The following is a 15,335-nucleotide window of genomic DNA, read 5'->3' on the forward strand; positions in this document are numbered from 1 at the left end:
GAACATGAAAAATTTTGTTGTGGCCGCAGTAAGCGGTGTGGTATTACTCTTTTCCGGATACGGTATTGCGGCTGATATCGAAGCTGGCAAGAAAAAAGCTGCAGAGGTGTGTGCTTCCTGTCATGGAGTCGATGGTAATAGTCCTGCTCCAAATTTCCCTAAAATTGGTGGTCAACCCAGAACTTATCTCGAGAAAGCCTTAAAAGACTATAAAACTGGTGAGCGTAAAGATCCTATCATGGCTGGAATGGCTGCGCCGTTAAGTGAAGACGATATTGAAAATCTGGCTTTTTATTATTCCGGCCAATCTGGCTTATATGTGAAGTAATAATTTGTTCTATGGATGGGCAGGGAAGTCATACCTTGCTTATTCAAAAAGAAATATAATAAAAAACAAAAAACGGAGTGTATGATTTTATACATTCCGTTTTTTATTGATCTTATTACATTTTTAAATCAAAGCTGACTTTGTCGGCTTCACCTTGCCGTATTATTTATACTGTTTGCGGCTCGCCTTCGCGTCATTTTTGATTTAGAAATGGAATGACTTAGCAATCCATTTATCTAGACAATCAAAGTAAATCTGAGCATCCGGTGGCGTTTGATTGCGCTGCGCCTGCCAAAGCATTTCAGCAAGACATTCAATAATCAGATGAGCTGCATCGTGCTCATTCCCGGTTTTATTTAGCAAAAGTTCAAATTTCTTGCGAATCCCAATGGGTTGATTAATAGAAAGTTGCTCTTTAATGGCAACATGCATACTCATATGAAGAAAGGGATTGGTTTCCCCCATCTCTGGAAAATAGTTTTTATCACGATAACGCTCGCTATCATCAAGCATATCCTGATATTCAGGATGCAACAAGATGACTTCTAGTGCAATAGTTTCTATACCAGATAAGACTTCTTTCTGGCGAAATTTACGCCATGTTTCGAAGAATAGTTGACGGACCTGTTCTCTCGTTGGATTAAACATCTAGGAATTCATTACAACAACAGGGTTATTTTCCAGGTTTTTATGTTCGTATTCACACAAATCGTTGATAAGGCAGTCGCTACATGCGGGTTTTCTTGCCGTGCACACATATCGCCCATGGAGAATCAGCCAGTGATGTGCATCATGGCGAAATTCAATGGGTACACATTTCATGAGTTTATCCTCAACCACACGCACATTCTTGCCGGGAGCAATTCCCGTTCGATTGGCAACACGGAAAATGTGGGTATCGACTGCAATGGTGGGTTCTCCAAAAGCAGTATTTAAAATAACATTGGCGGTCTTGCGCCCCACGCCCGGTAGCTTCTCAAGCTCAACTCGCGTTCTCGGTACTTGACTATGATGATGTTGGATGAGTAATTGACACGTTGCAAGGATATTTTTTGCTTTTGTTCTATATAAGCCGATGCTTTTAATCAAGCTAATTAACCCGGCTTCACTCAGTGCTATCAGTTTCTCGGGAGTGTTAGCCAATGGGAAAAGTTTTCTTGTTGCCAGATTGACACTCTTATCCGTGGCCTGTGCTGAAAGGATGACCGCGATAAGTAGCTCGAATGGTGTGGTGTATTCAAGCTCGGTAGTAGGGTGAGGATTGGCTGCTTTGAAGCGTGTGAAAATTTCGTAGCGTTTGGCGGCGTTCATAGTTCGGGGTGATTACTTTTGATCAATTGTCTCGGCCCGATTTGCAAGTGCGCGCGCTAATGCTGCTTGAATGGCCGCCTTTTTCAGATTGGTATTTTCTGGTGCAGATTGAGATTCCTTTGCTGCCAATGATTTTTGTGCAAATATCTCAGTTTGTATTTGTTTGTCACGTTCAAGCCTTTGTAATCTAAATTGATGGCGTTGCCGTGCTCGATCAGCAGCTTGCTGCTTCATTTTCTGAGCCTGGTTTTCAGGGTAGGGTACAACGGGAATTATGCTAATACAATCTACCGGGCAAGGGGCGACGCACCGCTCACAGCCGGTACATTCTTCTGTAATAACCGTATGGACCTGTTTGGCAGCACCAACAATCGCATCGACAGGACAAGCTTGTATACAGAACGTGCAGCCAATACATTGTTCTTCGTTGATAAAAGCAGCCGATTTAGGTTTGGGTACACCGTGTGTTGTATTGAGAGATTTGAAAGCTACACCGACTAAAGCAGCAAGCTTTCGGATACCTTCTGCATCTCCAGGTGGGCATTGATTGATATCGGCATGGCCTTCTGCAATAGCGGTAGCATAAGGTAGACAACCTGAAAAGCCGCATTGACCACATTGTGTTTGCGGCAGAACGGCATCGATTTGTTCTATTAATTTGCGTTTATCAGTCATCATGGCAGGAAGTGCAAATTGCTTCAACAGATTGGCGTATCAAATCAGAGCCATGATAAATCAAACCTGTATAAATTTGGATCAGATTCGCTCCCGCTTCTATTTTTTCTTTTGCATCTTCAGCAGATAGGATGCCACCGACACCAATAATGGGTATGGTTCCTTGTAGCAAGGCATATAACTTTCTAATCACTTTGGTGCTGAGTGGCTTGAGGGGTGCGCCGCTTAAACCACCTGTTTCATTGGAAAGCGGTAAATGTTCTAGATTCTGACGTGAAATAGTTGTGTTGGTAGCGATCACACCATCAATTTGGTATTTTATCAATAGCTGAGCAATTGCCTCCAGTTGTGATGATTCCAGATCGGGCGCAATCTTTATAACTAGCGGCGTATATTTACCCTGTTGATCGCTAAGTTTTGTTTGCTCTCTTTTTAATAGATGCAACAAGCGCTCAAGCTCGGGAGAATTTTGTAATTGTCTCAAATTGCAGGTATTGGGTGAAGAAATATTGATAGTGACATAGCTGGCATAACGATAAGCCTTTTGAAAGCAAATTAAATAATCTTCTACTGCTTTGTCTACAGGTGTATCAAAATTCTTGCCAATATTAACGCCCAGTATGCCCTGAAAATTGGAACGTTTAATATTCTCAATCAAGTGATCAATACCGTCGTTATTAAAACCCATGCGATTGATAATTGCCTGTGCTTGAGGGAGGCGGAACAGGCGCGGCTGTGGATTGCCCGGTTGTGGACGAGGTGTGACCGTGCCTACTTCGATAAAGCCAAATCCCAGTTTTGCAAGGGCTTCAATATAAGCGCCATTTTTATCTAACCCAGCTGCAAGGCCGACAGGATTGGGAAAATCTAAACCCATTATCCTACGTGGCTTACAGGTAAATGAGCGGCCTCGCAGCAATCCAAGGTTTTGCACGCATTGTAATGCACTGAGAGAAAGGGTGTGCGCTGTTTCGGGATCAAGCGTAAATAGCAGTGGGCGAAAAAGGTGATAGCGCATTGAAACTTATTTTACCCTGTAAGACAGATTGGATTAAGCAGAACAATTTAAAGAAATTTTTGGGGAGAGTTGCTGAAGGCTTGCCATTGTCCGTCCGATAACCTTTGTAAAGGGTGGAAATTGGTTTTATAACTCATTTTTCGGGTTTCACCAATCCAATAACCCAAATAAAGAAATGGCAGGTTCTTCATGCGACATTGTTCTATCTGCCACAAAATATTAAAAGTACCAAAACTTGCATTGAGAATATCGGGATCGAAAAAAGTATACACCGAAGAGAAGCCATCGGGTAATTGATCAATGATGCTGATCATGCGTAATTGATCCTTTTCATGGAAGGTAACAAGCCTGGAATCGACGTTGCTTTGCAGCAAAAAATTGCAATATTGATCACGACTATCATAATCCATGCCACCGTGAGCATGACGTTTCACTTGATAGCGGCGATAGAGACGATAATGATCAGGATGGTAATGCAATTTATGTTGTGTGGCTACCAAATCCTGATGTCGCTTCCACGCTCTGCGTTGCGCTCGGTTAGATGTAAACTGATCAACAATGATACGTATCGGAACGCAAGCCTCACACTGCTCACAGCTTGGGCGGTAAACAAAATTACCACTGCGGCGGAAACCCATTTTGATCAGTTGCGCATAGGCCGGTGTATCGATCAGATGATCGGATAGCGCAATTTGTGAACGGGCAAGCTTGCCAGGCAAATAGCTGCATGGATAAAACTCAGTGGTATGAAATTTCATAACTGGCAAGATCGCATCATTCTGGATAGACATAATCAAAGTGCCATTTCCCAATTCTTCCTGGAGTAGTGAGTAGATTATTTAATATTTGAACAAATTTAATGCGAGGAATTTCTCTGCCACCTAATGAAGTAAGGTGCCTCGTTTTCATCTGACAGTCAAGCATGCCAAAGTTCCAATGTTCCAATTGTTTTACCAAATACACAAAGGCAATTTTGGAAGTATCCGTAACACGGGAGAACATCGATTCACCAAAGAACATTTTCCCCAGAGCAATACCATACAGCCCTCCCACTAACTCTCCTTCGATCCAGGTTTCCACTGAGTGAGCCACACCCATTTGATGCAGTTCAGTATAAGCTGAGATCATTTCCGGGTGTATCCATGTCCCTTCCTGTTCCATGCGTGGGGCTGCACAGGCTTGCATTACCTGAGTAAAAGCGCTATCGCATCGAATTTCGTAATGATGCTTCTTCATAGTTTTATGAAGTGAACGGGAAATTTTAAGCTCATCAGGAAATAATACCATACGCGGATTTGGACTCCACCATAGGATGGGCTCTTCCTGATTGAACCATGGGAAGACGCCGCAACGATAGGCTGTCAGCAGGCGCCGCGGTGATAAGTCGCCGCCAGCGGCAAGCAAACCATTAGGTTCATCAAGCGCCATTTCTAGCGGTGGAAAATATTCTGGGTTAGGAGTTAGCCAATGGATCATAAGTCTATTTTGTGATGAAATATATATATACCTTGATTTAAATCAAGGTATATAGCGTAATTTTTTCTTATTATAAATTTATCGATCCATAGATTGAATAAATAACAAATAACAATAATGGAAAGGAGAACGAATGAAGCAATTCCGTCACAAAACTAGAGTCGTTAGTATAGCTGTTAGTTCACTCATTATGGCGCTAGCAACGGGCTCCCCCCAGTTGCTAGCTCACGGTGGCACATCAACTGAAGCCATGGAGCAGCAGATCAAAGTATTAGAAAGTCAGTTAAAGGCGATTCGGGATGAGCTCAATCAAGTAAAAAGCAAGGCCGCACAAGATGAACAGGAGATTAGAAGTGTAAAAGAAGAGGTTGTCCGGCAAGATCGGAACATCCAAAAAGTAGAAGGGCGTGAACGTAAACACTCTCATATGCTATTTTTTCGTGGCGGCTTCGCTCATAACTTACAGGATCGTAATGGGGTAACCTTGCAAAGCAATGTTGCACCAGTCGGCGCACAAGATGCGGGAGGCAATGATGGTTGGTATGTAGGAGCGGGTTTTGATTTCAATTTAACAAAAGATGTATGGGGGATCATGCCCAAGACAGACGTCTTTGCTGAATTAATGTTTGAATACAAGCGTTTCGGCGTTTCACAAGGTAATGCACTGGCTAATATTCCTACTCAATTGGCAGGTGGCACACTGAATCCACGGGATGTGACTGTATCTCAATTTACCTTATCAGCTGCACCGAAAATTAAATTTTTGGATGGCTATAGATTCAGGCCTTGGATTATCCCAGCCGGCTTTGCTCTTCATGTTATCAGCCCACCCTCTGAATCCATCACGGTTTTGGCGCCGGGTATGACATTTGGTGCGGGGTTTGATTACCGAATTTGGAAGGATTTTTTTATCGGGGCAGATGCGCGTTATCATGAGACATTTGGCAAGACTGATGGCGTTAATGTCAGTGGCTTGACTGCCGGTGGTTACCTTGGAATCGGTTTTTAACGATATGGGCGCAGAAAGTAAAAGTAGGAGGACAATTTTTTTAGCTGTAGAGAATGATAATCTCCTAAATAGTTGTACTTCGTAGTTGTGTTTTAAATAAAATAGATTTATTTCTCTTCTTGTTTCTAGCAAGATCAGTGTGACTGAGTAGATGATTTTGTGACGAAGCCTTTGCACCCCGCTGTATGCCGGTGGGGTGTTTTTTTATTCTTGTTTCTTGGGAAAAACCGTATAAAAGTCTAAAAATACAGTTATGCAGAAACCTTCTACATCATCGCCATATTCAGCGGTAAAAATCGGGAGTTTAAGCTTCTCTCCGGGATAATACTTTTGCGCAGCCAATGCCAGAAAATAAAAAATATCCGCAAAATTATTTTCACTGATATCGATTTGGTACCATAAAAAAGTTACCTGCTGTTTCTTAAGTAAGCTGACGACAAAGACAGTTTTGCCAGAGCCAGTCAAGCCATTTCCCATATTATCTTGTTCCATTTCTAAATCAAAAATGACGCGAAGGCGAGCCGCAGATAGTGTCAATAATACGGCAAGGTGAAGCCGATAAAGTCAGTTTTGATTTAAAAATGGAATTAGCCGTTTTTCTTTGTTCAGTCAGTATCAATAAGTGATCACGCTCAAAAACACGATCGTAAACCGGCGACATGATTTTAGTCAGATACCTTTTAATACCACCCATCGACCTTTTATGATGTTTTTTTCAATCTGTATGCTATCCGTAAGTCTGATTCTGGTAATTTTCAGGCCAAAGATCGGAAGGCGCATTATTCAAACAAGATCAGTGCGATTGAATGGATGACTCTGTGACGGAGTCTTTGCACCTCGCTGTATGCCGGCGGGGTGCTTTTTTATAGCTTATTTATTTCGAGTCAGAATTATGATCTTTCTCTCTTTTTAATTGCTTGGCAAGCTCATGAATTTCATTAGAAAGCCTAACTTTAAATCCCTCAAATAAAATCCGATGGCATTGATGATAAGTCTGCAATGCCTGATCAAGCTGTCCTTGCCTGATATGATGAGACATTAATCGTCGATAGCTTGCTTCAGTCAAGGGGCTTAGCTCCACTATCTTGGTTAATAACAAGCTAGCGCGGTCATATTCCCCCTTCTTTTCATGGAAACTTATGGATAAATCCAGCGCGCGGAATAATTTATTCAATAATTGGGATTGTTTTAATATTCCTAACCCTGAATCGAAATCCTTCAGAAATGGGCCCTGGTAGAGTTTCAACAGCCGGTCAGTTAATTTAATGATCTCAGACGGTTGCTCATCACTAAACGCTTGCTCCAACTTGTCTACAGTCTCTTCAAACGCCCACAAATCTAGCCAGCAATAATTCCTGTTAAAGGAAACCAGACCAGAATTCAATATTATGGCTTCCTTGCCAAGGAGCTTGCGTAATCGGTGCAACGCTGTTTCCAAGGATTGCCTCGCCAGGTCACCATCAACATCAGGCCATAATATATCAGTGAGTTGAATGGAAGGAGCCTTACGACCACCTAGTATGACTAACGTCTCCAGCAATTCGAGTATCTTTTTCTGGCTTTTGCCAGAATGCTCTATCTGTTTTCCTTCGACTTCTACTATTAATGATCCAAAACTATAGATTCGTACTGGCCAGGGCCATTTCTCGAGATATGTAGGTGGACAAGCCAGCAGTCGATGTTTCTGCAACAAGTGAACAGCAAATTCTTCCTCGATGCCGTTTTCAATTGCCAGCAGGCACAGCGAAGTTAAAACCTTGGGGCGCCACCCGAAAAAAGCAACAATCTCCTCAGTATGCAGAATTTGTAATAGCTCTTTTAGAGCTGCGAGGGTACGAAGCTGATTTTGCTGTAAATATGCTAGCCAGGCATCGGCGATATGGTACTGGATCAGATTATGCTTATTATTGGTATCTATAGCTGCTGCAGAAAGTAAAGAAAGTGTTTGCTCCGCTTTGTGCCACTGTGACAGCTCAGCGAGTATTTGCACCTCAAGTGACCAAAGGCTGACACAAGCGATTTTAAAGTGAACTAATTTTGCCAACTGCAGAGTCTTTTGACTCTGCTCAAAGGCTTGATGCAGCTTGCCGGCTAACGCAGCTAACCAGACGGCATAGGAATAATGCATCACAGTTGATATGCGCTGGTACGCATTCTCATACTTGATGGTTCTTTGCAAAACAATTTCAGCACTAATCAGATCACCGTTATTAATATGACAACCAACAATAGTAGCAAGTAGCACCGCTTCAAATGAACGAATGCCTGATAAATCAGACAATTGTAGCCCTCTCTGGGCATATTCAAGCGCTTTGATAGTATCGGCCATAAATAGTCTTTGATTAGCTAATAGGTAAGTACTCATAATTCTTACCATGGCAGGTATAGCTTGATCTTCCACTATTAACTCCAAGAAAGCAGCGGAGGTGTGTAGTTTGGTTAATTGACAGTTAAATATGTAATATTGTGCTAACTGTGTGCCTAACAATAACTTGATTGTTTTCATCGGAGTGGAGAGAAACAGCCGTTCACAAATTCTGATTAATGTTTTTAACCGTGGATGGTGTGGGTCATAGATAGTAAGACCATTTATCGCCGCCATATAAAACTTGATTTTTAATTCGATTGACGGACAGGCGTGATGATGCTTGCGTATTTCGTCAAAGCGATTCATCCAAACCTTCAGTCTGGAAAAATCATCCCAGCTAATCATAATTGATTCAACTGCTGCCACCCAGCTAGAATAAATACCCTTAATATCATGATTGATGTCAAATAGCTGATAGCATTTTTCCATATGCGCTTCAGTCAAAAAGGGGCTAACTGGTTTCAATGCAATGGCATACCAATATTTCAACCAGGCATCCATATCCAGGTACTTGCTTGGTAATGCTTGTATCCATTGAATGACGGTATGATGACGCCCAGAATTAATTAGCTGGCTAGCTTGCTGCAATAGTAACTCTTTTAGCGATGACCAGTCCTGTAATTGCTGGAAAAGAAGCATGGCTTCAAGAGTGTTATCCTGCTTTACCAGGATCATCGCTGCTTTGTGCTGTAATTTCCTCCAATAGGCTTGGGTAAACACAGTGTCGGCCTGAGATAGCAATAAATCTCTGAGCAGCGGATGAAATTGATAAATCGGATTGGGTCTCTCTATACGCTTAATCATAAAATTTTTATAAACAAGCTCATTGAGATAGGACCTAGTTTGGCTGCAACCGGTCAGTTGCATACCCATTTCTGCCGTTAATTGGGTAAATAATGCACTGGCTACTAGAAACTTATGCAGTTCCTTGGGTAAATGAAAAAGTATTTCCGAAGAGAGATAAGCAAAAATATTTTCTTCGGCATTAAAATCTTCAGTAGCACCCCAAATTCTGAATTCCCTCGCCATCAATACCATCCCGGCAGACCAGCCATGTGTTTTTGACTGAATTTGCTGGATCTGGAGATCATTCAAATGTGGATCAAGCCATTTCAGGAATGCTTGACCCTCCTGATCATTAAACTCTAGCTCGGCATTGCTTATATCGAGCAATTCGTAATTGGTGTACAACCGCTTAAGTACAGCATGAAGACGATTCCTGCTGATACAGATCAATTGCATGCCGTCTGGTAACTGGTTTATAACAATCTGTATCAGCCGGGGAAAAACAACATACTTTTCCAGTTCATGGCAATTATCCAGCACAATGGCTGATTCTTCCGTGAGCGAAGCAAAAAGCTTACGAAAAAAGACACGTGCAAAGTTCTCTACATCATCAGCATATTCACTGGTAAAGACCGGCAGATTAAGTTTCTTTCTGGGATGGTTCTTTTGCGCAGCCAACGCCAGAAAATAAAAAATATCGGCCACATCATTCTCGCTGCTATCGATTCGGTACCACAAAAATGATGCATGCTGTTTTTTAAGTAAGCTGGTGACAAAAACAGTTTTGCCGGCACCGGGTGATCCATTCACCCAGATCACCTTCGCTGTCTTTCTTTTCTTAACGAGCTCAAACAAGAAAGTCCGCTCAAAAACACGGGTGTAATCGGGCGGAATGATTTTGGTCGGATATCTTTTTATTATCAATTCTATTCTTTCTATATCAAATTATTTTTTTCATAATGTGTATGCCATTTGTAAGTCTTCAATTTTATTTATCAAATAATCTGTTTGCTATTTGTATATCCTCAATTGTTAAATTTTTGCACAAAAATTAATTATGAAAGATTAATCAGTTTTCATGAAATTTTTAGTCAGCAAGTTTTTAATTTAACTGTACCAAGAGAGGGGAGGGTGAAAAAATATGAGGAGTATACACGCTGCAGAGCTTGTTACAGATAGCTTCTTTTCATCGCGTATGGAAAAAGTATGTAACTCGCGTCCACTATCAGCTATTTGGTCGATGGTTCTATTTGCTATCTCTTTGCTATTTCTGGGAGGTAATGTATTAGCAGGAAATACTCATCGAATCGGCATGTTTGCTGAAGAAATGACTGGCGGTTATTTTGCTTATCGTATGATGAGATATGAAGTTATCGATCAAGATGGTAGCTCAACCGATATAACTGCCCGTTATAGCGATAGGGCCACGATTCCAGGGCCAACCATAATCCTTACCGAAGGTGATGAAGCTGAAATCGAGCTCATGTATCAAATTAATCCCGATCAGGCAAACCCCAAGCATAATCATGTCAGTTTGCACGTGCATGGGGTTCACTACGATAAAGACAGCGATGGTACCTTGAAATACATCAATTTGTACAAGGATGAGAGTGCGACGCCTGTTTTGTCATACACTTATCGTTGGAATGCTGCGCTCGGCACTGCTGGCACATGGCCCTATCATGACCACAATATGGATAGCCATAATGGCGCTGAAGATAGGGGGCTCTTTGGAGCGCTTATCGTCAATTCTGCATCTGCTGCCGTGGATAACATTAAAAAGGAATTTGTTCTTTACATTATCGATGATGCTATTGTCGGAATGGAAACCAATAACACGACAGGTCAGCACACCCCGCTTTGGGTTAATCCTAACCTGACTGCAGAAAAAAATAGTGATGTCAGATTCCATGTGCTTGCACTGGGTACCAATTTCCATCAATTTCAACTTAATAACTACACATGGGCAGATCCAGGGGCAGTTAATCAAATCAATACAAAAGCGATAGGACCCCTTGAAAAACATGTATTTGTAGTTAAAGCAACTCATTCTTCAAGCTATATGGATACCGCTTTCTCAAGCGTATTGCTCGGCATGAAAGGCGATTTTGTCGTTGCTGATTAAGGCTAATTCTAATGAGTGCAAATATGAGTTCACAAAATTATGGAAAAAAAATGAAAACCATTACAGCAATTTTATTATTTATTACAGCATGGCTGCTTTCTTCGATTGCGCTGGCAGCCTCGCACAACATCGTATTAACTGCTGAAACCCTTCCTAATGGACAGTATGGCTATAAAATGATCAGCCATACTACGACGGATGGTACTGTACCCAATTATCCTGCTGATGCAGTGATTCCTGGTCCTACTTTGTTTATACAAACAGGAGATGACGTCAAAATTCAACTGACCAACAATACCAATGTCAAAATTGAGTTCAATGTTGGTGGATTATCTGTCGGCAATACTCCCTCTCTTTCACCGAAACAGACAAAAAATTATAGATTTAACGCTAATACAGTGGGTACATTCCCTTATGGTGATGAAAAGTCAGCCTTACTTGGATTATTTGGTGCCATTGTAGTGGATGATTCCAGTGGGAAAGCGCAAAGCTTTATGGATGGTAATGGCGCGCTAACTGCTGTCAATCGTAATCAGCTAGACAAAGAATTCGTTTTGTTTATGGTCGGCTCAACCTTCTGGGGAGCTGAAATCAGTGCGAATGGCACACAAAGACCGCTATGGACTAACCCCACTCTGGGTGCAGTCGAGAATCAGCTTGTGCGCTGGCACGTGCTAGCAGTGGGGCATGCCCATACTTTCCATCTGCATGCACATCGCTGGCCTGATGCCGTAGATAAAAATGCGGCTTCATCAAATATTATTGATGTTAAATTGATGAATAGCCCTTTTAGTAGCCATACCTTTACCGTTAAAGCTGGGACAGGTGTCGGGCCGGGTGTCTGGCAATATCACTGTCATGTGATGTCGCATATGCAATCCGGCATGAATGGTAAATTTCATGTGGTTGCAGCAGGGTCGGGTGAAACAGGCGAAAGCATCGCAGGTGCTTCCCCGCATGGCAAGATATTTGGAAATGAAAATGGTGATGGAGCGGGCCTGGTGACCTTCATTATATCCGACGAACCGGGCAGCTGGTTTAGAAGTGCACGTGGTGATGCTTTGAGTCCGGTAACGCATACTAAATCACTGGAAATTATTCCCCCGGGCAGCAGTGTTCATTTCATCATGTCCGACACCAACGGTACACATACTGTCACCAATCTGCTGTGGCCAAGTGATGCAGGGAAAAATGATCATGGCGGGGATCATTTCATGATTCCTTTTGAACAAACTAAAGCTTATCGTGGCGGCGGCATTGTGCAACTCAATGTGCCTGGCCTATATGTATTTACCTGCAAGATTCACCCGTTTATGATGGCAGCGGTGATAGTGGATGACCCAGCTACAGATGGTTTAGATCTGGGCAAGACTATTGATCTGGTATCAGGGGTGAAAGATTTGCCTACTAGCAGTGACTTGGCAACCCGTCTGGTACACACCTTCTTTGTTGCCTCTACGCCGAAAAACTGGCAGGATTTTACCTCTACTAGTCCCTGGCATGTTGCCTATCCCAATGTGGATGTGGTAACGGATGCGGGCAAACTCTCATTGGTATCTGTTCTTGAAGCAAGGTATGGTCAGGACATTGCACTGACGCCATTAGTTAAACCGGCCATTCCGGGTGTGGGTGAAGTATGGATCGATACCCAGTTCGAGAAAACAGCCGGTAAAACCAAACCAGGTACTATTACCGTTCTGGATACCAGTAACTGGACACTTAAACGGAAAATTGCGTTACCGCAGATCAATATGAATAACCCACATAACATGTGGGCCAATCGTGACCATTCAGTCATTTATCAAACTCAGTGGTTTGATACCAATCTGGTATTAATTGATCAGAGGACAGGTAAGTTGATTAATAATATCCACGTTGGGGATACGCCTTCGCATGTGATGACCCTCCCGAATACGGATGATGTTACTGTGGCAATTCATGGCGAGAATGGCGTAGTCATGATTCCTGCCGGCACGACAGAAGTACATCACATGATGCCGACCCAACAGCATGGACAAGCTCCGGCTAATCCGCATGGCCACTGGATTTCTGCCGATGGAAAGCAAATTATTACGCCTAATGTCAATACCGGTGATGCCGGTATCTATGACTCGGAAACAGGTCAAATCATAACAAGAACTCAGACAGGTGGCGGTGCGCCTGTACCACACCCAATTGCTATCGGTATGATGCCGGATTCCAGTAAAGTTTATGCTGCGAATTTGCTGCATCACAGCATTAGTGTATTGGATGGCAACAATGGTGCACTATTAAATACCATCAATTTGATTGCTGATTATAACCCAGTAACTGGTGAATTCGCGGATAAAGATGGAAATGGAACGGTCGCCGTTGGCGTGCTTCCAATTCAAACTCCAGTGTCACCAGATGGCAAAGTAGTGGTAACGGCTGCGATGGGCGGGCAAATTGTCATCACGGATACGGCTACCGATAAGATCGTTAAAATGCTGCCATGTGATCCTGGCTGTCATGGGGCAAATTTTGGTGCCAAACAGGGTGGTGGTTATTATGCTTATGTCGCCAGCAAGTTCTCCAACCGCTTGATCGTGGTTGATCCCGATCCAAATGGTGATGGCAATTTGATCGATGCGGAGATTGCCGGTTCGATTTCCTTGGTGGCGGATGCAAGTGTTGTCAAGGATGACAATATCAGCAGTCTGGCTGGATTTGGCGGTCAGGGCGTATTGCCATTACCCATCGTCTATAATGGCTGGGTACAGAATCTCTCAAGCGAATGGAGCGCAGGACTAACGAATAATCAGCGTAATCCAATCCAATAGATGGAGGTAGGTATCAAGTCTAGAATTAAAAAGCTTCTGTAGTCATAACATCACGCTAGCCAGAGAATCTCTGGTTAGCGTTTTTGTTTAATAACGATTAATTGCTATTACCCGCTTTAGCGAGTAGTTTATCCAATAAACGAATGCTCAGGAAGCGTTTGAGAAAACCAAATAAATAGGTAGGGAAAGTAACGTAATAGCGCGGTTGAGGGTTGTGTGCCTCAAGGGCATGAATGACTTTTTTGAGTACAGCCTCGGGCGGCAGTGTAAAAGGAACGGCTGGCCCTTGCTTGTTTAATCGATCCAATACCGCACGGTATTTTTTACCATGGAAGCTATGGTCGATATCGATATATTTTTGTAAAGCCTTAAGTGCGTTAGCTCTAAATTGAGTGGCAATCGGACCCGGTTCGATCAGGCTGACAAAGATTTGAGTACCCATTAATTCAAGACGAAGCGTATCGCTCAATCCTTCGAGGGCATATTTGGAAGCATTGTAGGCGCCGCGAAATGGCATGGCTGCAAAACCCAGCACGGAACTATTCTGGATAATTCGACCATAACGTTGCTTGCGCATGATGGGCAACACAAGATTGGTCAGCTCTAGCCAGCCGAAAACATTGGTTTCGAATTGTGCGCGTAAGGCCTCGCGACTCAAATCTTCAACTGCTCCGGGTAGGCCATAGGCGCCATTATTGAACAGGGCATACAATTGACCATGAGTACGGTGCATGATTTCTTCAAATGTTTGCTGAATCGAATCTGGCTCATTTAAATCTAGACGAAGACTTTCCAGCCCTTCAGCTAATAACATCTCGACGCTTTCCCGCCTTCGCGCTGTGGCGAATACGCGATAGCCTCGTTTGTGCAATGCATGGGCGACACAATAGCCAATACCGCTGGAGCAACCAGTAATTAAAATAGACTTTTTCATCAACTAAGCTTATCTTGCAAAACGATTCATAGTTGTTTTGGACTTGACACAAGAAAAAGCATAATCATAGCATCACATAGCTCGATTCATTACACATGGCATCACAATGATCATAATTGAATAATGGCAAAATTATTGTTTAAACTACGAAACGTTCCAGATGATGAAGCCGAAGAAGTGCGCGAATTACTGACCAATCATCATATTGATTACTATGAAACCTCAGCAGGCAATTGGGGCGTTTCCATGCCCGCCCTCTGGGTGAAGGATGATCATCAATTCCGGGAAGCAAAAGCATTATTTGATGCTTATCAGGAAGCACGTTCAATACGGGTGAGGGAAGAATACGCGCGGCTTAAAAGCGAAGGCAAACACAAAACAGTGTGGGATAGTATGAAGCAAAATCCTGTTTTGTTTGTAGCGTATATACTCATTGTGCTGGCCTTGCTTTACTTGCCATTCAAGCTGATCATGGAACTAGCCAAGTAGTAATTTTCTTATTTT

General features: G+C 42.7%; 14 protein-coding genes. 5 read left to right on the forward strand and 9 right to left on the reverse strand.

Features of this window, described 5'->3' with window-relative positions; translation table 11 throughout:
• Positions 1-4: 4 nt before the first annotated feature.
• The gene (locus BM122_RS01965; protein ID WP_074903175.1) at positions 5-328 is read left to right on the forward strand and encodes a c-type cytochrome; all 324 of its coding nucleotides are present in this window, start codon (positions 5-7) and stop codon (positions 326-328) included.
• 204 nt (positions 329-532) lie between these two features.
• Here BM122_RS01965 and BM122_RS01970 read toward each other — a convergent pair whose 3' ends face one another.
• From BM122_RS01970 to aat, 6 genes are read right to left on the reverse strand one after another with little or no spacing between them, the layout of a single operon-like run.
• A complete protein-coding gene (locus tag BM122_RS01970; RefSeq protein WP_074903177.1) occupies positions 533-976 on the reverse strand; it encodes a DUF1841 family protein in 444 nt (147 codons plus the stop codon).
• Positions 977-1,639, reverse strand: coding sequence for an endonuclease III (gene nth, locus BM122_RS01975; RefSeq protein ID WP_074903179.1), 663 nt, complete (start codon positions 1,637-1,639; stop codon positions 977-979). It lies immediately after the preceding gene.
• A gap of 12 nt (positions 1,640-1,651) precedes the next feature.
• On the reverse strand, positions 1,652-2,317 hold the full coding sequence (locus BM122_RS01980) for an RnfABCDGE type electron transport complex subunit B (protein WP_371264881.1): 666 nt from the start codon (positions 2,315-2,317) through the stop codon (positions 1,652-1,654).
• Positions 2,307-3,332, reverse strand: coding sequence for a quinone-dependent dihydroorotate dehydrogenase (locus BM122_RS01985; protein WP_074903183.1), 1,026 nt, complete (start codon positions 3,330-3,332; stop codon positions 2,307-2,309). Before BM122_RS01985 ends, BM122_RS01980 begins: the two co-directional genes overlap by 11 nt.
• A 47-nt stretch (positions 3,333-3,379) precedes the next feature.
• Positions 3,380-4,123 carry an arginyltransferase gene (locus BM122_RS01990; protein WP_074903185.1) on the reverse strand — a complete coding sequence of 248 codons (744 nt, stop codon included), beginning with the start codon at positions 4,121-4,123 and terminating at the stop codon, positions 3,380-3,382.
• Positions 4,107-4,808: a leucyl/phenylalanyl-tRNA--protein transferase gene (aat, locus tag BM122_RS01995; RefSeq protein ID WP_074903187.1), complete on the reverse strand. Its 702-nt coding sequence runs from the start codon at positions 4,806-4,808 to the stop codon at positions 4,107-4,109. The genes BM122_RS01990 and aat overlap by 17 nt, the downstream gene beginning before the upstream one ends.
• Before the next feature lie 133 nt (positions 4,809-4,941).
• Between aat and BM122_RS02000 the strand changes: the two genes are divergently transcribed.
• Entirely contained in the window at positions 4,942-5,817 is an 876-nt protein-coding gene (locus tag BM122_RS02000; protein WP_074903188.1) for a hypothetical protein, read from the forward strand.
• A gap of 204 nt (positions 5,818-6,021) precedes the next feature.
• Here BM122_RS02000 and BM122_RS02005 read toward each other — a convergent pair whose 3' ends face one another.
• Together BM122_RS02005 and BM122_RS02010 are read right to left on the reverse strand one after the other, a co-directional pair.
• A complete protein-coding gene (locus BM122_RS02005; protein WP_143083279.1) occupies positions 6,022-6,309 on the reverse strand; it encodes a hypothetical protein in 288 nt (95 codons plus the stop codon).
• A 382-nt stretch (positions 6,310-6,691) separates the two neighbouring features.
• Positions 6,692-9,781 carry an AfsR/SARP family transcriptional regulator gene (locus BM122_RS02010; protein WP_177198020.1) on the reverse strand — a complete coding sequence of 1,030 codons (3,090 nt, stop codon included), beginning with the start codon at positions 9,779-9,781 and terminating at the stop codon, positions 6,692-6,694.
• A gap of 331 nt (positions 9,782-10,112) precedes the next feature.
• Between BM122_RS02010 and BM122_RS02015 the strand changes: the two genes are divergently transcribed.
• Positions 10,113-11,096 carry a multicopper oxidase domain-containing protein gene (locus tag BM122_RS02015; protein WP_083398286.1) on the forward strand — a complete coding sequence of 328 codons (984 nt, stop codon included), beginning with the start codon at positions 10,113-10,115 and terminating at the stop codon, positions 11,094-11,096.
• A 50-nt stretch (positions 11,097-11,146) separates the two neighbouring features.
• A complete protein-coding gene (locus BM122_RS02020) occupies positions 11,147-13,897 on the forward strand; it encodes a multicopper oxidase domain-containing protein (protein ID WP_143083280.1) in 2,751 nt (916 codons plus the stop codon).
• A gap of 97 nt (positions 13,898-13,994) precedes the next feature.
• Here BM122_RS02020 and BM122_RS02025 read toward each other — a convergent pair whose 3' ends face one another.
• Positions 13,995-14,831 (reverse strand): SDR family oxidoreductase, encoded by an 837-nt coding sequence (locus BM122_RS02025; RefSeq protein WP_074903197.1) that lies wholly within the window; start codon positions 14,829-14,831, stop codon positions 13,995-13,997.
• A 123-nt stretch (positions 14,832-14,954) separates the two neighbouring features.
• On the opposite strand from BM122_RS02025, the gene BM122_RS02030 reads away from it, so the two are divergent.
• The gene (locus tag BM122_RS02030) at positions 14,955-15,320 is read left to right on the forward strand and encodes a DUF6164 family protein (protein WP_074903199.1); all 366 of its coding nucleotides are present in this window, start codon (positions 14,955-14,957) and stop codon (positions 15,318-15,320) included.
• Positions 15,321-15,335: the final 15 nt, after the last annotated feature.

It is taken from the genome of Nitrosomonas communis, from assembly GCF_900114745.1.
Classification (GTDB): Bacteria; Pseudomonadota; Gammaproteobacteria; order Burkholderiales; family Nitrosomonadaceae; genus Nitrosomonas; species Nitrosomonas communis_A.